24 protein-coding genes and 1 pseudogene are annotated in these 21,945 nt (G+C 37.2%); 7 read left to right on the top strand and 18 right to left on the bottom strand.

All coding sequences use genetic code 11. The features are described 5' to 3' along the window. Positions 1-725 precede the first annotated feature (725 nt). The 3 genes and pseudogenes from P343_RS24915 to P343_RS24905 all read left to right on the top strand — a co-directional run. Positions 726-1,331: a sigma-70 family RNA polymerase sigma factor gene (locus P343_RS24915; protein WP_023509491.1), complete on the top strand. Its 606-nt coding sequence runs from the start codon at positions 726-728 to the stop codon at positions 1,329-1,331. Positions 1,332-1,561: 230 nt separating this feature from the next. Then, positions 1,562-1,933, top strand: a complete 372-nt coding sequence (locus P343_RS24910) for a hypothetical protein (protein ID WP_031263720.1) — start codon at positions 1,562-1,564, stop codon at positions 1,931-1,933. Positions 1,934-2,270: 337 nt separating this feature from the next. After that, positions 2,271-3,048 (top strand): annotated as a pseudogene (locus P343_RS24905) (IS30 family transposase); the annotation flags it as partial. A 68-nt stretch (positions 3,049-3,116) separates the two neighbouring features. Here P343_RS24905 and P343_RS24900 read toward each other — a convergent pair. The 6 genes from P343_RS24900 to P343_RS24875 all read right to left on the bottom strand — a co-directional run bounded on the left by P343_RS24900 (position 3,117) and on the right by P343_RS24875 (position 7,769). Next, on the bottom strand, positions 3,117-3,977 hold the full coding sequence (locus tag P343_RS24900) for a glycosyltransferase family 2 protein (RefSeq protein ID WP_023509489.1): 861 nt from the start codon (positions 3,975-3,977) through the stop codon (positions 3,117-3,119). A gap of 53 nt (positions 3,978-4,030) precedes the next feature. Then, positions 4,031-4,726, bottom strand: coding sequence for a sugar transferase (locus P343_RS24895; RefSeq protein ID WP_023509488.1), 696 nt, complete (start codon positions 4,724-4,726; stop codon positions 4,031-4,033). 159 nt (positions 4,727-4,885) lie between these two features. Beyond that, positions 4,886-5,653, bottom strand: coding sequence for a tyrosine-protein phosphatase (locus tag P343_RS24890; RefSeq protein WP_023509486.1), 768 nt, complete (start codon positions 5,651-5,653; stop codon positions 4,886-4,888). A 41-nt stretch (positions 5,654-5,694) separates the two neighbouring features. Beyond that, positions 5,695-6,396, bottom strand: a complete 702-nt coding sequence (locus P343_RS24885; protein ID WP_023509485.1) for a CpsD/CapB family tyrosine-protein kinase — start codon at positions 6,394-6,396, stop codon at positions 5,695-5,697. Next, entirely contained in the window at positions 6,383-7,156 is a 774-nt protein-coding gene (locus tag P343_RS24880) for a YveK family protein (protein WP_023509484.1), read from the bottom strand. The genes P343_RS24885 and P343_RS24880 overlap by 14 nt, the downstream gene beginning before the upstream one ends. A gap of 367 nt (positions 7,157-7,523) precedes the next feature. After that, on the bottom strand, positions 7,524-7,769 hold the full coding sequence (locus tag P343_RS24875; RefSeq protein ID WP_023509483.1) for a hypothetical protein: 246 nt from the start codon (positions 7,767-7,769) through the stop codon (positions 7,524-7,526). Positions 7,770-7,958: 189 nt separating this feature from the next. Between P343_RS24875 and P343_RS37100 the strand changes: the two genes are divergently transcribed. The 4 genes from P343_RS37100 to P343_RS37770 all read left to right on the top strand — a co-directional run bounded on the left by P343_RS37100 (position 7,959) and on the right by P343_RS37770 (position 9,195). Then, positions 7,959-8,102 (top strand): hypothetical protein, encoded by a 144-nt coding sequence (locus tag P343_RS37100; RefSeq protein ID WP_023509482.1) that lies wholly within the window; start codon positions 7,959-7,961, stop codon positions 8,100-8,102. A gap of 23 nt (positions 8,103-8,125) precedes the next feature. Next, entirely contained in the window at positions 8,126-8,698 is a 573-nt protein-coding gene (locus P343_RS24870; protein ID WP_023509481.1) for a hypothetical protein, read from the top strand. A gap of 61 nt (positions 8,699-8,759) precedes the next feature. Continuing rightward, the gene (locus P343_RS36335; RefSeq protein ID WP_317134700.1) at positions 8,760-9,152 is read left to right on the top strand and encodes a DDE-type integrase/transposase/recombinase; all 393 of its coding nucleotides are present in this window, start codon (positions 8,760-8,762) and stop codon (positions 9,150-9,152) included. Then, positions 9,136-9,195, top strand: a complete 60-nt coding sequence (locus tag P343_RS37770) for a hypothetical protein (protein ID WP_422784807.1) — start codon at positions 9,136-9,138, stop codon at positions 9,193-9,195. Before P343_RS36335 ends, P343_RS37770 begins: the two co-directional genes overlap by 17 nt. A gap of 273 nt (positions 9,196-9,468) precedes the next feature. Here the strand turns inward: P343_RS37770 and P343_RS37875 are convergent, their stop codons facing one another. From P343_RS37875 to P343_RS24805, 12 genes are all read right to left on the bottom strand, one after another. Continuing rightward, positions 9,469-9,726, bottom strand: coding sequence for a glycoside hydrolase family 68 protein (locus tag P343_RS37875; protein ID WP_168371019.1), 258 nt, complete (start codon positions 9,724-9,726; stop codon positions 9,469-9,471). A 266-nt stretch (positions 9,727-9,992) separates the two neighbouring features. Further along, positions 9,993-11,189 carry an acyltransferase family protein gene (locus P343_RS24855; RefSeq protein ID WP_023509479.1) on the bottom strand — a complete coding sequence of 399 codons (1,197 nt, stop codon included), beginning with the start codon at positions 11,187-11,189 and terminating at the stop codon, positions 9,993-9,995. A gap of 425 nt (positions 11,190-11,614) precedes the next feature. Further along, positions 11,615-12,460: a dTDP-4-dehydrorhamnose reductase gene (gene rfbD / locus P343_RS24850; RefSeq protein WP_023509478.1), complete on the bottom strand. Its 846-nt coding sequence runs from the start codon at positions 12,458-12,460 to the stop codon at positions 11,615-11,617. Beyond that, positions 12,450-13,472: a dTDP-glucose 4,6-dehydratase gene (gene rfbB / locus P343_RS24845; RefSeq protein WP_023509477.1), complete on the bottom strand. Its 1,023-nt coding sequence runs from the start codon at positions 13,470-13,472 to the stop codon at positions 12,450-12,452. Before rfbB ends, rfbD begins: the two co-directional genes overlap by 11 nt. Beyond that, positions 13,472-14,035, bottom strand: coding sequence for a dTDP-4-dehydrorhamnose 3,5-epimerase (rfbC, locus tag P343_RS24840; protein WP_031263717.1), 564 nt, complete (start codon positions 14,033-14,035; stop codon positions 13,472-13,474). The genes rfbB and rfbC overlap by 1 nt, the downstream gene beginning before the upstream one ends. A 36-nt stretch (positions 14,036-14,071) precedes the next feature. Beyond that, entirely contained in the window at positions 14,072-14,938 is an 867-nt protein-coding gene (gene rfbA, locus P343_RS24835; RefSeq protein WP_023509475.1) for a glucose-1-phosphate thymidylyltransferase RfbA, read from the bottom strand. A gap of 20 nt (positions 14,939-14,958) precedes the next feature. Then, on the bottom strand, positions 14,959-16,395 hold the full coding sequence (locus tag P343_RS24830; protein ID WP_023509474.1) for an oligosaccharide flippase family protein: 1,437 nt from the start codon (positions 16,393-16,395) through the stop codon (positions 14,959-14,961). A 37-nt stretch (positions 16,396-16,432) separates the two neighbouring features. Continuing rightward, positions 16,433-17,563 (bottom strand): glycosyltransferase family 4 protein, encoded by a 1,131-nt coding sequence (locus tag P343_RS24825; RefSeq protein ID WP_023509473.1) that lies wholly within the window; start codon positions 17,561-17,563, stop codon positions 16,433-16,435. A 43-nt stretch (positions 17,564-17,606) separates the two neighbouring features. Then, complete coding sequence (locus P343_RS24820) at positions 17,607-18,689, bottom strand: glycosyltransferase family 4 protein (protein ID WP_023509472.1); 1,083 nt, start codon at positions 18,687-18,689, stop codon at positions 17,607-17,609. A 45-nt stretch (positions 18,690-18,734) separates the two neighbouring features. After that, positions 18,735-20,051 (bottom strand): hypothetical protein, encoded by a 1,317-nt coding sequence (locus P343_RS24815; RefSeq protein ID WP_023509471.1) that lies wholly within the window; start codon positions 20,049-20,051, stop codon positions 18,735-18,737. A 48-nt stretch (positions 20,052-20,099) separates the two neighbouring features. Then, complete coding sequence (locus P343_RS24810) at positions 20,100-21,077, bottom strand: glycosyltransferase family 2 protein (protein WP_201767662.1); 978 nt, start codon at positions 21,075-21,077, stop codon at positions 20,100-20,102. A gap of 171 nt (positions 21,078-21,248) precedes the next feature. After that, complete coding sequence (locus P343_RS24805) at positions 21,249-21,944, bottom strand: sugar transferase (protein WP_031263713.1); 696 nt, start codon at positions 21,942-21,944, stop codon at positions 21,249-21,251. Position 21,945 lies beyond the last annotated feature (1 nt).

Genomic DNA, 21,945 nt, shown 5'->3' with positions numbered 1-21,945 from the left:
ATATCCATAATTCGTTACTTTAGACTCGTGATATTAGTAATAAATTGTCGATTGTGTGAACAGATAGGTGACAAATGACAAATAATTCAAAATTTGTATTTCTATTCTAGTAAATATTAGGTATGATGAACTCAAGGAGGGATTACAGTATTGCCGTGATAAAGTCGCGATGAATCCTCGGCGAATCTCGATGATTGATTTGCCCAACGTCCACGAAAGACACAAGCATTTCTCCGCTTGACCATGAAAGTCCTCGCAACACGAATCAGCCGCACCGAGCTGCTGATCCCCAATTCGCTCTTCGCGAAATCGTCAAGTGGTACCCTACCGGACAGGGAGAAAAAAGTATATCCGGATCTCCGTTACAACAAGTCAGTCATACATCGCAAGGCCATCTGCACCATTGAACTTCTCAGTTTCCTAATTTCTCAGTTAAGACTTACCAGCTTTTCCCGAACATCTCGTTCGACTGATCCAAGATTACTAAAGAGCAGCCGTCCCTATTTTTGAGATGGCTGCTCATTTTCTGTTTCATCTTATTTGAAGGAAAGTACTTCATACATAATTTCTGATTTTTCTCACCACTTTTTTACTGTTCCTCCTATATATAAATCAAAGAGCTATTCACTAGATTAACTGTTTCATTCTCCGTCACTATTCTTTATCCTCGTTCCACAACCTTCAACTTCACCAAAAAACGAATCCCCGAAAGGAGCTCCACAATTATGCCGTTTACCGACTATTTTGCCGCCCCGTTCGAGCCTAAGCACGACGCCTTTGACAGACTGATGAAGAAGTACGAACCGAAGATCTTAAAAATCGTTAGCCAAAACGGCCATATGTATGGCAACTATCTGTACAGCCCCTCCGATCGCGACGATTTACTGCAAATTGCGCGTTACGCATTCTGGGAAGCAAATGAGAAGTTCGACATCACCAAAGTCGATACCGAGAAAAATCCGGAAAATGTCTTTATCGCCTTCGCATCAAGAACCATGAACGGCAGACTCTCCGATTACCTCAGAAAGCACTACAAAAATGCTAGTCGTGAAGCGTACAGCAGCACCGACGACGCATATGACATCCCCGATGAATCCCCCGAACCACAAAGAGTGCAAATGCTCCGCCTCCTCGAAGATCACCTCCCGTACCTAAGCCCCCGCGAAACGCAGTACCTCAATCTCACCTTATTCGGCGATTGGGACACCAAACAAATTGCCGAAGCCGCCCAAGTCTCCGAACACACCGTTCGCTCCTGGAAAAAAAGTTTACGAAAAAAGTTAGCCCCTTTAAAAGAAGAATTGATGACAAAAGGATCCCGAAAATCTTGAAACGGTTAGCCATTTTGCCTTTGGTTAACCCTTTTTACAAGTAGCCGCTCACGTGATCATGCAATGATCAATGGATCATGTATAATCGATGACATGAGCGGGATTACATAAGCTCTAGCCCAAAATCGAAAAAAGTTAATCGACAAAAAATATATACGAATCTCTGCATTTCCATATATAATTATATATGTTAGACAACGACCATCCATGATAAGAGAGGAGTGCACAAGATGACCGAAGAACTCAAGTTAATTCTCACAGAAATGAGACAAGGATTTAAAGAAGTAAACCAAAGGCTCGATGCAGTTGATCAAAGGTTCGATGCGATTGATCAAAGATTTACTGCAATTGATCAAAGGTTCGATGCAATTGATCAAAGATTTACTGCAATTGACCAAAGATTCGATGGTATTGATAATCGCTTGGACCGCATCGAGAAGAAAGTTGATGTCATTCAAAAGCAAGTTGTTAAAAATTCAGAAGCCATAACCGGACTGAATGTAAAAGTTGATGAACAAGCGACGATCCTTACTACACTTTCAATGCGGTCAATTACCCAAGAAGGCGAAATAAGAAGCTTAAAGCAAGTTCGATCATTATAAGCATATGCCACCGCAAAACGCTCAACTCGCTGGATCAGGAGATGAGCAGGATCCGGAACCTACTACTTCCACGTCAATCACAGGTGCACAACCATGCAAAACCACCTCATTTTTTAGATTTCCGATACAAAACATTTTCGTAAACATCTCGGTCAAATGGTTCAACAATTTAATTGAGCAGCCATCCCTATGAAGAGATGCCTGCTCAATTTTTTGTACATTGATCCGGTGGAAGTTGGATAGGAAAAGGACCTCCCCCGATTCAATACCGAGCAGAAATCCTATTATAGCGTTTTCAAAATTCTCCAATAAAACGTCCGGATCAGTTGAACACGATGCAGATTTCATCGCCTATGCCGAGAATAAGAAGAATAAGATCCTGTCCCCAGACAAATGGTCTCCTGATGCGGTCTGTGGTGCCGCCAATCGGGATCCGAAGTGGAAAAACAAGGTCAGGGTATGCACGCGGACGTTATACCGCTATATCGATCGCGGATTCCTGAAAGCAAAGAACCTGGATCTGCCCAACAAACTCCGTTACCGTTCCAAAAAATCCGGGCATCGACCCAACATCAAGCATCTGGGGGACAGTATCGACGACCGGCCTGCGGAAGTTCAGAAGCGAGAGCAGTTTGGGCACTGGGAGATCGATACCGTGGTCGGTAAAAAATCCGGTGGAGACGATGTGCTCCTGACACTGGTGGAACGCAAGACCCGTGACACGATCTCCCAAAAGATTGACGGCAAAGATCCGGATTCAGTAGACTATGCCATCAAGCGGTTAATCGATCGATTTGGTCCATTGTTCGGTCGCGTCTTTCGGACGATCACGGCCGACAATGGCAGCGAGTTCTCAAGCTTGACGAACAGCCTGAAGGATCAGGCCACGCACGTCTACTACACACATCCGTACGGCCGCCTGGGAACGGCCGACGAATGAACGTCACAATTGGATGATCCGTAGGTTCATTCCGAAGGGTCGGCCGATCGAAAATTATTCTCGGACGTTCATCTGCCAAATGATTCGAGCTATTGACCATCTCCCAAGGAAGATTCTGAACTACCGGACACCTGCTGAAGCATTCAAAAGGGAATTACAGAAACTAGTGAGCTGAGTTGCTTTTTGTTCCTGCCGCCTAGGCGGCAGGAACAAACCTAGTGGTACCGCCGGATGTCCGGGTGGCTAATTTATTATTGCATCTAGCAATCCAAAATATTTCATGAAATTTCTCACAAACAAATTTGGGATAATTCTAAACTTTTTTTTTCTTATTAGATATTTTAATTGATTTAAAACAAATTTTGCGCCTTCTTTTTCAGCCTTAGAAAAATCTTTTAGTATCCAATCATTATGGCCAAAGAAAACACCAATATCAAAATACCTTTTAAATTCCTGACTATGAGTATAATTATGAGAATGATAAACACAAGCGTCTGCTTCATAGGCAATTAGCCATTCATTTTTAATTAATTTTGCACCCACATACTGATCTTCATTCATTATTATATCAGTCGGAAATCCTCCAATTTCGATGAGAGCAGATCTTCTGTATGCCGCAAAAGAATCTGAAACAAAGATGGTCTTAATTCCTAATTTATCAACACTTTTTATAGATTTAATTCTACTAACAGAAGGATAATTAATTTTTCTAGCAGAGACACCGAAAAAATCTGCATTCTTTTTGGGAAGTTGTCTACCATACGCAACTCCCACTTTTGAATTATTAAGTAATGGTTTTAATAAGTTTCCCAAATTTTGCACATCAGGAATAACGATGTCCTGCGTAATAAAAAAAATAAATTCACCTGATGAGACATTAAGTCCCATATTTCTAGTTCCACCGTGGTTAAATTCTATCTTCTTTATTTTTAGGTAATTAATAGAATCATCTTTCACCAAAAAATCAGTTGAACCATCATTAGATGAAGAATCAATCACAATTATTTCGATATCATGGGTTAACGAAAAACGTTTAATGCAACTGATTAATTTTTTTATGCATTGTCCAGGATTATAAACTGGAATAACAAATGATATTTTCACAGTAATCACTCATTTAAAGTAGTTTGTTTATATATGAATTAGACGACGTAAAATCAAAATGCTCCATTTCCTAAAATGACCGATTTAATAGTCATAAAAAAGATTTTAATATCAAAGATAAATGATTTGTGATAAACATAATATAATTCAATATTTACTCGTTCAGGATACCCTACATTGCTTCTCCCACTTGCTTGCCAGTATCCTGTTAGTCCAGGTTTTACTGACAAAAATATATCTTTCTTTTCCCCATATTCATCTAATTCTTCTTTTACAATAGGCCTTGGTCCTATTAAACTCATCTCACCCTTAATAATATTGATCAGCTGTGGCAACTCATCTAAACTAGTTTTTCTTAAAAAATGACCTATCTTTGTTATTCTTGGATCTTCACCAGGTTCAAGTTTATAATTATTTTCAATGTATTTATGATATAAATTTTCATTCATTTTTAACTTTTCTTCAGCATTAACAACCATTGATCGAAACTTGTAGATATAGAACATTTTTCCATGAAGGCCCGTTCTTTTTTGTTTAAAAAACATTGGGCCTCTTTGATTACCAAACAAATAGAATATCGCTATAATGAAAAAAATGGGAGAACTTAGTATTAGACCAATTATTGCTCCAATTAAATCCATAGTTCTTTTAATAAAGAAGTACGTGGGAGAATTATTAGAATCAGTTGAATTCACCAGTTCTATCTTCGATGAATATTCTGGGTTAGTTTGATATTTAGATATTGCCATATTTATCACTCCATCAAACTCGTAATATTGTTTAGAATTTTGTCCAATACCTTAAAAATAATTTTTTCAAAAATATTAACTATTTTGTTATGAGTTCCATTATAAATAAGTACCATGACACGTAATAGAACTTTTTTATTTCAAATCCCCCTGAGTGAATTAAAAGATTCCAAAGAACTTTTTCTCTTTTATCTCAACCGGCGCATCTCGGTTAATGAGTTCGCCGTTAATTAACATTTCCGCATTTTTTCTAAATTGATTAGCCAAGTCTCTTCCAAATTGTTTTTTCAACTCAAGAAATGCTTCTTGCATGTAGAAAGGGCGTGTGGTGACATTGTGTGCATCTGAGGCGACAAACTGTGAAAGATTATGTTCAATAAACTGGAGCGTTCGCTTCTTTGTCGTTCTGCCGTTCTTTCCAATTAAACTATCTGCTGTGACTTGTGACAGCGCACCATCGGTTATAAATCCGTAGAGAATGTTCGGATGATTGACGATTTCCTCGTTGCGTTCCGGATGAACAATTACCGGAGTCAAGCCTTTAACTTGCAAATCAAAGAACAGTTGCTGAGCGTATCTCGGTACATGATGCGTAGGAAATTCAATGAGGATGTATTTCTTGTTATCATTAATGGTCATCAGTTCTTGATCCATACCATCTTGGGCCATTTCCCCAAAAATTCTCGGTTCTTGCCCAGGAAGAACCTGCAGCCCAATCTGATTCTGTTTGAATAATTGATTAAGTGCTTGAACTTGTGCTCGTATTTCGGTTCCGGGATTATCCCAATGACGATTCTTATGATGAGGCGTCGCCACAATCTGAGTGATCCCTTGGGCAACCGCTTGTTCAGCCATTGCCAGCGAAACCTTTTCATCTTGTGCACCATCGTCTATTCCCGGCAATATATGGCAATGGATATCAATCAATGGTACAGACCCTCCCATCCTTAGAATGTACTACGTTTGTGTTAGTCATTACCATAATAATTGTAGTAATAATAGTCATTTCCCTTACTGATCGGCTTGCCATTAAGAATAACTCCGAGGATCCGTGCCTTTGCTTTCATCAGCAAATCTTTCGCTTTGGCTGCTGCTTCTTTTTCAGCAACACCGCTTCGGACAACCAAGATGGTTCCATCACAGAGGTTTGCCAACACCTGAGCATCAGTAACCGCAAGGATAGGCGGCGTGTCAATAATGACATTGTCAAACAGTGTTAGTGCATGGGTAATGAAGCTTGCCATGCCGACAGAGCTTAAAAGTTCAGCCGGATTAGGTGGGATCGGACCGCTTGTTAAAACGAACAAATTGTCGACTTCCGTTTTCTTAACCGACTCATCAAAAGTGGTCAGCTTCCGTAGCATTGTCGTCAAACCTTCTGTATTTGAGAGACGGAACGTGTAATGCATCGTCGGTTTCCGGAGATCCGCATCAATCAATAACACTTTTTTGCCTTGTTGAGCCATTACTACAGCGAGATTAGCAGTTGATGTCGACTTTCCTTCGCCAGGACCAGATGAAGTCAACATAATCGTTTTTAAATCCGTATCGACTTGTGAGAAATCGACGTTGCTTCGGATCGTTCGGAACTGTTCTGCAGTTGTCGATTTTGGTTTATAGAAAGCAATTAAATGACGTTGTTTGGACAAGCTCTGCTTATTTCGTCTCAACGTGGCCAGCTCCTCTCAATTGATGCCGTCCGGCGGTATGTGCGGTCGACCTAGACTTTCCGTTACTCGGTTCACGGCCATCTTTGATCTCAGATATAAAACCAAGTACAGGTAGATCGAGAATTTTTTCAATATCTTCTTCAGTCTTGATTGTGTTGTCCATATATTCGAGCAAGAATGCTAAACCGACAGACACCATTAAACTAACAACAAATGCGATTGCTAAATTTATAGTAGCCTTTGGTTTTACAGGCTCTAAGCTAGAAGCAACATTTGCCGGCGATAGAATGCTGACATTATCGACATTCATCACTTTTTGCACTTGCGATTTGAACGCTGCCGCCACACCATTAACGATTCTTACCGATTGAGCAGGACTGTCTGTCTCTGCTGTAAGGGTGAATACTTGGGAATTTTGTGCTGTACTTACGGTCAGCATATTTTTCAATTCATCCGTTGTCAGGTTCAGATTCAGTTTCTTGATCACTTGATTCAATACGGCTGGGTTATTGATGATGACACTGTACGTATTGACCAACTGCACATTCGTCTGAACTGTGTTTGCCTGCTGATAAAGGCTGTTGCTATTCGCATTTGCCTGGTTAACAAGAATCTGTGTCGAAGCGTCATATTTTGGTGTCATCAGAAAGAACGTAACCCCGGCGCTTATCATCACTCCTAAGAGTGTAATCGTTACAATTAGTAGCACATGTTTCCTTAATGTGGCAAAAATCTCTTTAAGGCTAATAGTCTCTTCCATAATATCCCTCGCAAAGTAGATTAGTTGCTTAATCAACAATTTCCGATAAATTCTAATAAATTATACCATAGAATTTAATTTGCCAATGTAACAGTTTATTAGCAAATGTGGAAAATAGTGCTCGTCGCGAGGCAACATGTCGCAAATTGTTGTGGTAACGTCTGTAATAACCATTTTTTTGTAAAAAGGGTTCAGAAATAGTATAGAAGTCTCTGTTAATGTTATAATGGGAGAAATTATCATGTTCATCGATTTCGTAAAAACTGTATCTATTGAACCATGGCATCAGGATCAAAAACAGCAAAAATTATTATAGCACTTTTTAATCAACTATGCGGTTTTTACATAATTGTAAAATTTAATGTTATTAGCCTTCACGAACGAAATAAACAAGTTCACGAGTTTTGCCAAGCAGATTCTTCTTTTCTAAAAAAACGCGATAGTCCCCCTCATCAAGATGATCAACTTTCACGTTTTTCAATTTATTTTTTTCAGCAAATTTACCTGCCGCCTGATCAATCGTATCGGCGATTACTGTTTCAATTGGTGTTTCATAAGCACTTGATACGGTCCTACGACCGTCGTATTCGATATAGAATTGATACGTATTCATTACTCGCTCCTTTCTTCTCTCTAGAAATCAAGCATATAATGATATGACAATATTCACACTAATAGAATACCATGTGACAATATTCTTTCATTATCAATATTGTCTCAATATAGTCTCGTATTCTTATCAATCTATTCTTAATTTTATATACTTTTTTTAGGAACTTTTTTTGGTGGGAGGAGGATTTGTGTGAAAAGTGAAGAATTAAGTAGCCGGTTGAATCACTATCATCACTTTGCCGGTAGGAAGAAGGAATTGGAAAACATTAAGAAATGGGTCCATAACCCAAATGCACCTTTCCGCTTATTTTACGTTTGCGGTTCCGCGGAATAGGAAAGAGTGCTCTGCTCACAGAAATGGCACAAATTGCCCAGAATAATCATACATGTGTCGTTACACTGGATGGTTCTGCTTGCTTAAAAACACCTACAGGTTTCTTTGAGTATCTTTCGGCCACTTTTCATTTTGCTTATTTGGATTCGAGGGAATATGCCAATCCAGTCGAACCGTTGTATCATGCAGACGCCGATCATCGTATCATTCTCACCATTGATCATTTTGAACAGCTGAAGCTAATTGAGCGATTATTTATTAATGATTTTTTGCCCCGTCTTCCCGATAGTGGTGTCGCTGTAATTCTCGCTTCGAGACTGCCGCTTCCTCGCGAGTGGCAAACCTTGTCCGAACTGGGACAGAAGATTGTCGAACTTCCGCTAGCGGCATTCACATATAAAGAAACCGTGGATTATGTAGAATCTTACGGAGCTATTGAACAGGAGGTCATTCATAAACTTATTCGGTTGTCTAGCGGACTGCCTCTGGCTCTTGCTCTGCTTACCGATTTCTGGTCTTTGCATTGGCACTTATTCTCAATGAGGCACCGGAAAGTGTTGTTGTCCTTCGTAATAAGGGGATCGTTGGTTACTTAGCTAAGAATCTGAACCGTAGGTTCATGACGGATCGCCCTTATCAGAAGATCGTGACGGATGTATCCGAATTTCGCTGGGGCCATCAGACCTTCATGAACGGATCTATCTCTCACCGGTTATGGATCTTTACTCTGATGAGATTTTGGCATTCAATATAAGTGATCATCCGACGATTGAATTTGTGCTTAAACCGCTTCATGAAGCTTTGGAAAAGATACCGGAACATCACTATCTCACGTATATTCATACGAATCAGGGATTTCAATATCAGAGTTCTGCTTGGCGCAAAGAGTTAAAAGTACATCATGTCCGTCAGAGTATGTCCCGTAAAGCGAACTGCTTGGATAATACCCAAATGGAAAGCTTCTTTCACATCATGAAAGCTGAAACGGTAAGGAACCATCATTATCAAGACACGAAAAGATCTGGAAACAGTTATGCGAGACTGGATTGAGTATTACAATACGCCTCGGATCAAAAAAAACTCGGTGGTCTAAGTCCGATTGAGTATCGGCTTTCAACCACCGAGCAAGTAGCTTAATAAAAATGTCCAACTTTTGGGGTTCGGATCAAGCAGGGATAAACCCATCTCCTAGATTTTCATTACTTTTAGTATGATTGATGTTGATTATCTTTAGTCAATTGCCCCTGTTCGAGTACACTATTTTTAATTACCTGAGTTTGGTCACCATTAACTTGGAGTAAAAAACTAGGTGCAAAGGTTGAATGATTTGTTGATGAAATGTTGCGATTAGTCATATAGCTCGTAATCAAGAGATCATTTGAATCTGACGCTGTCCGCAAACCGTAATAAGCATACGTGTACGTTCGGCTGTTAAACCTACAAGAACCAAACCGGTTTGGTTCAGAGGTTTATAAGGACCGGTTTGATTATCCGAAACATAGCCAAGCAAATACGTGTTGTCCGATGGGAAACCATCTACCTTTTGATTATATCCCTTCGTTATAACGAAAAGATACCACTTTCCGGCGTTTTCACCTTTCCCTTTGCCGACGGGATATCCCATGCGAAAGCAATCATAAAACATAAGCAGACAATCATACTTATTTCAATCTTCTTCAAATTTTACACTCCTACAAATTTCCAAATGACATGGTTCCATGTTAACGCGACTCGTTAAACCCGTCAATGTAAATTCCGTTGAATCAAAACTTTCATGATAGTCAAGTAAGTTTGGGTATTACCCCATATATTGTGTTCTCAATTAATAACGCTATTGTATTTGATAAAATTATAAACATTAACTCATCTAAAGAGAACAAAAATTACTCCTTATATTTCATTACCAACGGAATTTATTTTTTTCCTGCTTAGAAGTTTCCCTAGTTGTATGGATGGCACTTCAATCAAACGATGCATTATTGTGGCTATACTAATTGCTGTTATTGGTATCGAAATTAATATTAATGGTAAAGGTATCAGACCATATAGTAAATGAACAAACAGCAACAACACTATTGGGTGAATAAGATATAAACTATATGATATCTTTCCAAGAAATAATAATGGCTTTATTTTAAGAATTGCTCTGAGACGCTTTGAATTTAACGCGAATATAATTAAAGTACATACAGCTACTGTAATTGAAAAATCAATAACAGACTTAGCCAAGGATTCAACAAGAAATGAAGAATAATATTTTAGATACCCTATCTTCGGAAGCATCCATTCAAGGTTATAGAAAATAACCGCAAAAATGACAACTAGCCACTTAACAAATATATTCATTTTATAGTAAATAAGCGCTAAAGATGTTCTGTATTTAGCAAGAATTGCTCCCATGATAAAAAATGAAACATAATAAAATGTTAATGCAATATTTTGCATAGTAAACAACAAATTTCCAGTAGTTAAATTGGAAAACTTATCAATTATTTGCCATCCAGATAAAGAAATTGCTAAACCAATGACAAGAGACTTTTTCCAGTTGTATTTTTTTACAAGTAACATAATAAGAGGAAAAACAAATGATATTCGCATTTCATGAACAAGACTCCATGTAACCGTGTTAACATTTTGTGTATCAATCCCGAGCATAATTACATAAGAAAATGCACGTTTAACACTCGGAACATAGTGCCACATCTGATTGAACCATTCACTTAAATTCGGTTTTGCCGTCCAATTGAAAGACTCAAGAAGAAAAAGAGAAAGTACAATTGAAAAAATGTATGGAAGATAGATTCTGCATATCCTTCTTACAATGTACTCTATATAATTTGGTGATTTTTTTAAGTACAGAAGCGACAACACAAACCCGCTCAGAACAAAAAATAAAATCACCGCCTCATTTCCTCCGAATAGAGAATGCAAAGGCGTTTTTGCTAGCAATATTATTTGCCAATTTTCTTTCAAGGGAGCGTGGTAAAATATTGCTAAAAAGATTGGGTAAACGAGCAGGCAATGACTAAGTACAACCTCAAGTGAGGCTATTCCTCTCAAAGCATCCAATTCCTCATATCGTCTCAATAATATAATCATCCTTTATTTAATAATGATATTATTATCAAGGTAAAATGCACATTTTGAAGCAATTCAAATTAATTATTCTTGTATAATTTCAATTGTTAAACTTATTGTAGTTATTCTTAAAAACTATATATTATTTGTTCAATAATCTCTATAGCTCCCTTGAAAGAAATCTTTATGTGCAGCACCATATTCACCTTTTGTTAATAATAGAAAAATCTACCTTTATAGTAATCTTTGGAATAATATCTAGATGGAGTCAGCCATAAATATGGACATCCATCCAATGCATAATTTGCAGACTCGCTGAACCGCGAATAATCATCAATATTAGGAAAAAAGCAATATCATAATAAATAAAAAATGGAATTTTTTTTATAAACGCCACCCTAGGTTAAGTGTCCTTTACATTTGGAGTACTAAACTTAAACTTTATTTAATAAACTTTCTAATGCTTCCCGCCAATTTCTCAACTCTTGAAACGCATTTAATTTCAGCGCCATATGTTCAAACTCTGAATTCTTGGGGCGCTTCGCTGGCCGTGGAAATTCTTCGGTTGTACATGGAACCACCTTAACGTTAATTCCTCTAAGTTTAAAGATCTCTTTCGCAAATTTATACCACGTACAGCTTCCTGAGTTTGAAAGATGATAGACCCCATATTTATTGGTTTGAAAGATCTCTATGATCTTCTCTGCAAGGTCCTCAGTATAAGTTGGGCAGCCTCTTTGATCATTAACGACCTTAATTTGGTCATTGTTTTCAGCTAAATTCAACATCGTTTTCACAAAGTTGCCACCGTACTGACCAAACACCCAGGAAGTTCTCGTAATAAAGAACTTCGAATGGAAATCATGAATAAATTGCTCACCTGCGTACTTCGATTGGCCATAAACACCAAGAGGTGACGGAGTATCAAACTCGCTGTAAGCCCCCTCTTTCTCGCCATTGAACACATAATCTGTACTCACATAGACGAGCTTTGCATCAATTTCTTCAGCAGCAATCGCCACATTACGGGTGCCATAGGCATTGATCAAAAAAGCACCGTCCCGATCGGACTCAGCTTTATCTACTGCTGTGTAAGCAGCTGTGTGACAAACAACATCCGGCTTTATCTCACGAAATACTTTACGAACATGATCCAGATCAGTAATGTCCAATTCTTGATGACCAAGCCCGTAGGTTTCAAATCCTTTTTCTTGGAGCATTAGCGTTAATTCAGTACCTAGTTGCCCATGACCACCGGTAACAAGGATCTTATTTGACATAGCTCTTCGCTCCGTATTGTTTCTTGTAGTAGTCCATGTATTCGCCGGACTTAATCTTACGCCACCAGTCTTCATGATCAAGATACCATTGAATCGTTTCTTTAATACCGGAATCGAAGTTATACTGCGGTTTCCATCCGAGTTCAGTCTCTATTTTTGTTGGATCGATCGCATAACGACGATCGTGACCAAGACGGTCTGATACATGTTTAATCAGGTCACGTGATTTGCCCAATGTATCAACAATAAGTTCAACGATGTCGATGTTACACTTTTCATTGTGGCCACCAACGTTATAGATTTCTCCAGGTTTGCCTTTATGGAGCACAAGATCAATAGCAGCACAGTGATCTTCGACATAAAGCCAGTCACGAATATTCTTGCCATCACCGTAGACAGGCAACTCCTTACCTTCCAAAGCATTGGTAACAACTAATGGGATCAACTTTTCTGGAAAATGATATGGGCCGTAGTTGTTCGAGCAACGTGTAATATTTACATTCATACCAAAGGTTTCATAATAAGCACGCACCATTAAGTCAGCTGAGGCTTTGCTCGCAGAGTATGGGCTATTTGGTGCTAGAGGTGTTGTTTCAGTAAAATAACCATCAGGACCAAGTGTGCCATATACTTCATCCGTTGAAATTTGGAGGTATTTATTAATTTTCTTGCTTTTTGCAACATCAAGAAGCGTTTGCGTTCCAAGTACATTAGACTTCACAAAGATATCTGGTTCCGTAATACTACGGTCAACATGAGACTCAGCCGCAAAGTTCACTACCGTATCAATGTCAAATTGATCAATAACATATTCGATAAGTTCACGATTACAGATATTGCCACGGACAAAGTGGTAATTTGGATGATTCTCTACATCCTTCAAATTTTCAAGGTTACCTGCATAAGTCAATAAGTCATAATTGACAACGGTATCTTCAGGATGAAATTTAATCATATGATGAACAAAATTACTGCCGATAAATCCGGCACCGCCAGTAACAAGCAGTTTCATTAGTCATCGACCCCCACTTCAAAATTGATTTCCGCATCATTTAGTAAAGGATGATGCTTGTCCTTCTCCGAGAGAATCGGATCGCTCACCGGCCAATCAATGCCGATTGCTGGATCATTCCACATAATACCGCGATCATACTCCGGTGCATAATATTCATCCACTTTGTAGAAAATATTGACATTCGGCGTCAATGTGCAGAACCCATGTGCAAACCCCTTAGGAATCAGCAATTGACGTTTGTTATATTCACTGAGTATAAATCCTCCCCATTGACCAAATGTTGGAGATCCCTTGCGAATATCTACGACCACGTCAAGGATGGCACCCGTCAATGCGCGAAGTAGCTTTGTTTGACACTTCGGATTCAACTGATAATGCAGACCGCGAATGATTCCCGGTTCACTCGACAGCGATTGATTGTCTTGAATAAACTTTGTATGTATTCCATATTCTGCCAATTCCTCCGCATTGAAGCTCTCCATAAAATAGCCACGGTTATCGCCAAAAGCTTTTGGTTCGATAATCTTGACACCTTTTAAAAAAGTGTCGGTAACTTTAATCTTTGCCAATTTTTACACCTACCAATATTTTTATAATCAATCTTTTAGTAGTCCAAGCAAATATTGGCCATAGCCATTTTTCTTTAATGGTTGCGCCAATTCATACAATTTTTCTGCGTCAATATATCTTTTTCGAAAGGCAATTTCTTCGAGACACGCAACCTTAAGACTCTGTCTCTTTTCAACGGTTTGAATAAATAGTGAAGCATCAAGCAATGACTCATGCGTTCCCGTATCCAGCCATGCAAAGCCGCGGCCAAGCAACTCAACATTCAATGTTCCCTTCTTTAAGTAAGCCCCATTTACTGACGTGATTTCGAGTTCACCGCGAGCAGAAGGTTTAATATCTTTTGCAATATCGATAACTTGGTTGTCATAGAAGTAGAGGCCTGTCACGGCATAAGTTGATTTGGGCACCTTCGGTTTTTCTTCAATTGAAGTCACTTTACCAGTTTCATCAAAAGCTACGACTCCAAATCGTTCCGGATCTTTGACATTATAGCCAAACACAGTTGCACCCGTTTCTTGAGAGGCTGCTTTTTCAAGAATCTTAGTGAATCCATGACCATAAAAAATGTTATCACCTAAAATAAGTGCAACACTATCATTGCCAATAAAATCTTCTCCTAAAATAAAAGCCTGTGCTAAGCCATCAGGACTTGGTTGAACCGTGTATTCTAAATGAATGCCCCAATCTGATCCATCACCAAGCAGTTCCTGAAATCTTGGCGTGTCCTTTGACGTTGATATAATCAAAATATCTTTAATCCCTGCCAGCATTAAGACTGATAATGGATAGTAAATCATTGGCTTATCATAAATTGGCACCAGTTGTTTTGATATTGATCTGGTAATCGGATAAAGACGCGTTCCGCTTCCACCTGCCAAAATTATTCCTTTCAAAATGTTCACCCTCTCGTAAATTAATGCTGTTTTCGAATTCTGATTTTTCTTGATAAAGTCGAGCCAAATTCTTTTATTAGACTTTTATTAATGAATAGATAAACAATATAGGCAAGTAAATAAATGATAAACGCCATAAATGATGGCAAGAACCAAGTTGCAACCATAAATATTAACGAAAGGCTAATTTCCTGAACGAGAAATTTCAATGTAGAAATATTCATGAGTTTTGAGAGATAATTTTCTGCAATAATGCTTCTTACAATCACTGAAAACACCATTGATACAACTACAGCAACAATGCTCTGAATAACATAAACACTTATCCAAATTAACGCAAAGCTAATTAGCATTGCGATTAAATTTACCCCTAGCAATACCCTTTCTTTCCGCAAAACTTTAAGGTATGTGTTACACAAAACCTGCATCTTCCCTTCAAAAATACAAAGTGGAAGCAGAAAGATCATGTAACGTAAACTTTCCAGATATTGTGGTAACCACAATATTAAAACATATGTCATTGGAAAATAAAACAATGGGATTGCCAAAAAGATAAGTGCAAAATTACTTCGTATTTTTTGATAAAGATGATTTAGATTGTCGGAACCGGATTGTCGCAAAGCAGGAAAGAGCACCATGCTGAATTGAGCAAGAAAAACTAAAAACAAATTCGTTAGAGAAAGGGAAAATGAAATCTTTCCAAATGCATTTATTCCCCAGCGCTGATCAATAAATAATTGTCCTGCTCCGAGTATTAACATACTTGCAATATTAGCTGCCATTAAATTAATTCCGATGGCTATATTTTTACTAATTTCAACGAATGTGGTTTTTAAATTCTGTATATGTACAAATATAATTTCTTTTCCTTTATAAATACAGTAAATTAATGAAGCAAACTTGCTCAGAAGATACAATAAAACAAAAGGTCTAAAATCCGTTTCTCTTATGAAAAGCAGAATGAATACAGCCGCTATAAAAAAAACTTTATCAATGATCACAGAAAGTGAATAGATCCGAGTTAAGTTAACCGCTTGGAAAATATACCCAATAAATCCACTAGCATTCACAAGGATTAAACAAACAGCGGCAGAAATGAGAACAAATATACGAGCATCATTATTCGTGTAAATGAACGCATACATGATCACTCCGACAGCAATCACTGTTTGCAATAACATGGATGCCCAAAATTGAGATCCTAGAAGCTTATTGTCTAAGTCTTTATATGAATTGCCCCCATACTTTAAATAAACGCCATCATTTAAACCAAAATGAAAGAAGCCCACATAACCACTATAAAATATAAACAACTGCCAGTAGCCAAATTCCGTTATCCCTAAAAGCTTCGGAACAATTAGGGACATCAAAAAACTCACAAATAAAGAGATAGCTTGTGCAGCAAAAGCATAAAATAAGTTGTAAATAAAAGAGTGTGATTTATTCGCTAATTTCATAAAAAAACTCCAGACCATTTACTTAAATTATTGCGTTTCAGTTCTTGCTTAAAGATTCAGATCTTTTTTCATTAACAAAATCCCTGAAATGGTTAATAAACATTTCAGTCGCAAATTTCTCCGAGTTTGATCTACAGTTTTGCGGTTTAAACTTTTGATAATTCGCTTCTAGTTGATGAATTGCATGTTTTATTGAATCTACAGTTTGTTCTTGAAAAAATACACCTGTAGGATTACTTTCATCCAATCCTCGTACAGTTTCTAGGGCTCCACCCTTGCCAAACGCGACTACTGGGGTGCCACATGCTTGGGCTTCTACCGGAACAATTCCAAAATCTTCTTCAGCAGCAAAAACAAATGCTTTTGCACTTTGCATATACTTCTTCAGTATCTCAAAATTTTGATAACCCAATAATTTTACATTTGGGCCAGCTATCTTTTCAATCTTCTTGAAATCTGGTCCATCCCCAATAACGATTAATTTCTTATCTGGCATTTTTGAGAATGCTTCGACAATCAAATCAATTTTCTTATAAGGAACCATCCGAGAAGCCGTAACATAATAATCGTTTTTGTTTTCATGATATGTAAAGCTGTCTACATCAACCGGTGGATAGATTACTTCGCTCTCTCTACGGTACACTTTCCATATTCTTTTGCTAATGAACTTAGAATTTGCAATAAAATAATCCACACCATTAGCCGTTCGATAATCCCACATGCGAATTTTGTGCAACATATATCTGACTAAACAGCTTTTTAGTCCCTTTGACAACCCAGATTCACGTAGGTATTGATGCTGCAGATCCCATGCATATCTTATAGGTGAGTGTATATATGAAATATGTAGCTGATCAGGACCCGTAATAATTCCTTTAGCCACAGCATGTGAACTTGAAATGATTATATCGTAGGCAGATAAATCTAGCTGCTCAATTGCTACTGGCATCAGTGGTAAGTAATTACGATACTTTTTCTTTGCAAAAGGAAGCTTTTGAATAAAAGTTGTTGTCACCTGTTTATTTAAAATAAAACCACGTTTTTCAGCAGGTAGAAAGTCTACGACACTGAATAGATCGGCTTCTGGAAATATCTTTAAAATCTGTTCAACAACTTTCTCTGAGCCTGCATGTGAAACAAACCATTCATGTACAATTGCTATTTTCATTTTAACAACCTACCATCTTAACTTTTTTCGTGAATAATTATCATTAATTACTGCTTAACATATTACGAATTATTTTCTCAGTACTGTCCGCACAATGTTCCCATGTAAATTGTTTTGCTTTTTGGTTTCCCTTATCTATTAGTTCATTTCTGATTTCTTTATTCTCCATCTTACAGATCGTCTCTGCAATATCCTGATGATCCTTAGGGTCAAAGTACACTACAGCATCGCCGCAAATTTCTTTTAGAACCGGGATATTCGAAACTGCAACCGCAGTGCCACTCGCCATTGCTTCGAGTGGCGGCAATCCAAATCCTTCATACAGTGATGGAAAAACCGAGAATTCTGCTTGATGCACCAATTTTTTTAACTCATCGTCATCAACAAAACCCGTAAATTGAATTCGCTCACTCGTCTCAAAGAAAGAATTAAGTTCATCATCATTTGTGATAAATCCATCTTTTTTCCCAACGATGACCAAATCATAAGGAAATTTTTCTTTCACCTGATTAAAAGCCCTAATAAGATTAATGAGATTTTTATGTGGTTTTACATTACCCACATACAAGATATAAGGATGATTTATGACTCTCTCTTGACTCACTTCGTTAAACCAAGAAGCATCGACACCATTATAAACCACACTTATCTTTTTGTCTGAGCATCCCACATATTTAATTAGTTCGGACCTAGTAAATTCTGAAACAGTGATCACCTGATCTGCATGTTTTTTTACCATATCAAACATGCATTTCGCATATACTCTCTTTGAAATACCCTTAACAAATTGTTTCATTGCTAGATGAAATACATCATGTACGGTAACGAGCAGATTACCTTTATACCTTACAGGTATATTATAATGGGGAGCCCAAAATAAATCCGTTTCTTTAGGAATCTTTTTAATCAATTCAATTTGCTCTTTGACCGAGTAGATATTTGCTGAACATTCAATCACATGTACATTAATTTCTCTTCCTAAATCATGTAAGTCATCTGTATTGCCTAATAAATAGAAATCACAATCACTCATTTGTTGAATAAGTCTCGGGACCACATTAATTATGTAAGTGCCGATGCCTGAGGCATGGATCATTCTTGTATCAATGGTAATATTTTTTCGCATTTGTTATACCTCCATCGGCATGAGTACTGCTACTAGTCAAAGTTTTCACTCGTTTTTCCATAAAATATATTGGTTTTTATCTATAAATTTCATTCGCTCTGAATTTCCTAGCAAGAACAGAATAAATACAACTGCATAAGTAGAAAAGTTAATATTAAAAATCCCCGTTAAAGCCCATGTCGAGAAAAATCCCGTTAAGGCGATGTTAAACACATTCTGTTTAGACGTGGTAACCTTCACGCAATACATCCAGCAGAGCCACATAATTAAGAGATAGAATATTAAACCCACAATTCCTGTGTGAAGACCAACAGCTAATACTGAATTATCAATAAGCAAATTTCGCGTCAATTCATACTTGTCACTTTGAATGAACCCGGTTCCAAATAGAGCTTTTATATAACCTTGACCTAGCCAGACATTTCTTACTGTAATCCATTCATTTTGCCTCGTTATATACGTCTCCAAGTTAAAAATGCTATGCTGATGATAAATTTTTGCCATCAATGGTGCAATATTATTTATCAATAACCCAAACAGATACAATACTATTGGCAGCACAGCCAAATACTTCTTATTAATAAATAGATAAACAATTAAAACACAGATAATTGAAAACAGATATTCAATATAAATATTTCTTGTCAATGTTGTGTATATGGTGATCGAAAATAAGATAAGCATGATGCTATTCATAGTAATCATTTTTTTCCGCTTTATCGTAATCATGGATACTACAAAGGCAGCACATATACTTAGGTAATGTCCGAAGTCCAGACCAGAATCAAATAATGAAAAAGCACGCACATGATTTCCGAATTGCCACGAATTAATTGAAAATTGTCCATCAGCAGATGCAAGTGGTAAGAGCGGTTGATTCGTCAAGTGTTGCACAATCCCTATCATAGATAATGGAATAGCGAACGCGAGAAAGATCCACATGATTTTAACACTTGAAACATTTACATTCATCAAAAGCACAAATGGAATAATAAGTAAAAAAAAGTAATATGAATTCATACTAAATACAACGAATCCTGACGACAAACCAAACCTTACAAACAATACGCTAACACATGCTATATATATAAAATAAAGTATAAATAATCCAAACACAGATTTGTTATCTTTTATGTACTCTCTGTTTTTTGACCCACAAATCCATAAGAAGGAAAGAGCAATTAGGAGAAGAATCATAGCCTTTATCGAAATATTGGGTATTAATACGTTCTTGTTAAAAAGAGCAATCTGTATTTGAGGTAGCAATGCTGTAATTAATGTTAGCAGAAGCATAGCCAAAAGAAGTACAGCATTAAATTGTTTCAAGTTCGCTATGGTTAGCATCTTTCTTATTTTTAGCATTTTAGCCCTCCAACATAATGAATTTTTTTACCTCACAGTATACCTTGATTAATTTACCCACTGTTTCCCTCTTTTACCGGCAATAAAATCAATGTTTGCCTTTAATAAGGCCTTTGCGTGTATATAATTACCTTTTATCAAATACTTAAGAATGACAATACAGGACTTACTTAATTTTAGTAAGTAGAAAAGCAAAAATACATACCATTGTCTATTTGCTCTCATATAATAAAGTATATTCCTGTTATAATAGTAAACCTGTAGAGGAGAATTTAACCCCACCGTTCCAGAGTGTTTATGAAAGACCGGTGTTTCAAGGCTTAAATATATTTTTCCTCCCTTTTTATTGACCCGCTGGCAGAATTCACTTTCTTCACAATATAGAAAGAACTCTTCAGGTAAGAACTGCTCTGGCGATAGTGGGGTGATTAACATCGCATGCCCACCTAAACTTTCACATTCTATTAAATGTTGATCCTTTTTTCCATCTAATTCTGTAACCTTCTGAACTCCCCATAATTGTCTGTCCTTAACGTAATATACTTCCACTGATTGATGGTTGTTATAATCAAGAGCGGGGAATCCTAATAGTGAAATTTGAATGTTTTTTGAGATCGTTTGTTCAACATTGCTAATAAAATCACTATTGACCGTGGTATCATTATTCAAAATCAACTTTGCCGAATTCATGTTGCTTTTGGACGCAAACAGTAACCCGAGATTATTTCCTCCGGCGTAGCCCAGGTTTTTATAGGACTGAATGAACACGATGGATTTTTTGTTTGGAGAGTTTTCATGATTAATTCTTTTAAAGTTTCTCTCAGAGTCTGCAATATACTCTTCAATTGAAACTCCTTCAATTTCGTTCATAATAAAATGCTTCAATTGAGATACAGAATCATCAGTTGATTTATTATCCACAATTATGATTTGATAGTTTTCGTTGTCATTTAATAATATGCTTTTAACACATTCCCTTGTATCTTTCCATCCATTCCAATTTAAAATGATTATAAAAGTCTGCACGTCCCATACCTCACAAATTAGATGTGTTTTAAAATGTTGACAACACATTGTATTGTAGTCTTCCTAAAAATCACAAAAATATAAAGATGGACACCTCTTCTGATTGGCGGCTTTATACAAGCAATTTATACGCCAATAAGTTTGGTGCCCGAATGTTAAATCCATTGTTTATTAATAAGCGCCCTTTCGAGCTATAACTGAATAAATCGTTTGGAGTATAATCTTTATATCAAGAGCTATAGATCTATTTTCAATATAATATAACTCGACATTACAACGTTCCGGGTATTCTATATCACTACGGCCACTAGCTGCCCAATATCCAGTAAGACCAGGTCTCGCTGATAAAAACAGATCCTTTTTCTCACCATATTCCATTAATTCCTCAGCAATAACAGGCCGAGGTCCAACTAAACTCATTTCACCTTTTAAAACATTGATGAACTGAGGTAATTCATCAAGACTCGTTTTTCGTAAAAGACGTCCAATTTTTGTTATTCTCGGATCTTCGTCCGGCTCTAATTTATAATTATTATCTATATATTTCTTATAAAGTACTTTATTTGATTTTAATAATTCTTCGGCATTTACAATCATAGAGCGGAATTTATAAATATAAAATTCCTTGCCGCCCTGCCCAACTCTTTTTTGTTTAAAAAAAACAGGACCCTTATTATCTCCAAAAAGATATAGTAATGAAATGACGAAGAACAATGGTGAGCTTAGTACAAGACCAACAACTGCGCCAAAGAGATCCAGCACCCTTTTTAAGAACAAATAGGTTGTACTGTCATTTCCAAGTTTGCGAGTCAAAACGGTTCGCTGCGTTTCTTCGATGTAGCGTGCGTTGATTTCTGATTTCGGCATG

This window comes from Sporolactobacillus laevolacticus DSM 442 (assembly GCF_000497245.1).
Lineage (GTDB): Bacteria > Bacillota > Bacilli > Bacillales > Sporolactobacillaceae > Sporolactobacillus > Sporolactobacillus laevolacticus.
Note: the sequence above shows the minus strand (reverse complement) of the source record. Positions and strands in the feature narration are given on the sequence as shown.

Coding starts and splice junctions, on each gene's coding strand:
- P343_RS24915 (WP_023509491.1), top strand. CDS start 726: ATGCCGTTTACCGACTATTTTGCCGCCCCGTTCGAGCCTAAGCACGAC.
- P343_RS24910 (WP_031263720.1), top strand. CDS start 1,562: ATGACCGAAGAACTCAAGTTAATTCTCACAGAAATGAGACAAGGATTT.
- P343_RS24895 (WP_023509488.1), bottom strand. CDS start 4,726: ATGGCAATATCTAAATATCAAACTAACCCAGAATATTCATCGAAGATA.
- P343_RS24880 (WP_023509484.1), bottom strand. CDS start 7,156: ATGGAAGAGACTATTAGCCTTAAAGAGATTTTTGCCACATTAAGGAAA.
- P343_RS24875 (WP_023509483.1), bottom strand. CDS start 7,769: ATGAATACGTATCAATTCTATATCGAATACGACGGTCGTAGGACCGTA.
- P343_RS24870 (WP_023509481.1), top strand. CDS start 8,126: ATGGCACAAATTGCCCAGAATAATCATACATGTGTCGTTACACTGGAT.
- P343_RS37875 (WP_168371019.1), bottom strand. CDS start 9,726: ATGGGATATCCCGTCGGCAAAGGGAAAGGTGAAAACGCCGGAAAGTGG.
- rfbD (WP_023509478.1), bottom strand. CDS start 12,460: ATGTCAAATAAGATCCTTGTTACCGGTGGTCATGGGCAACTAGGTACT.
- rfbB (WP_023509477.1), bottom strand. CDS start 13,472: ATGAAACTGCTTGTTACTGGCGGTGCCGGATTTATCGGCAGTAATTTT.
- P343_RS24830 (WP_023509474.1), bottom strand. CDS start 16,395: ATGAAATTAGCGAATAAATCACACTCTTTTATTTACAACTTATTTTAT.
- P343_RS24825 (WP_023509473.1), bottom strand. CDS start 17,563: ATGAAAATAGCAATTGTACATGAATGGTTTGTTTCACATGCAGGCTCA.
- P343_RS24820 (WP_023509472.1), bottom strand. CDS start 18,689: ATGCGAAAAAATATTACCATTGATACAAGAATGATCCATGCCTCAGGC.
- P343_RS24815 (WP_023509471.1), bottom strand. CDS start 20,051: ATGCTAAAAATAAGAAAGATGCTAACCATAGCGAACTTGAAACAATTT.
- P343_RS24805 (WP_031263713.1), bottom strand. CDS start 21,944: ATGCCGAAATCAGAAATCAACGCACGCTACATCGAAGAAACGCAGCGA.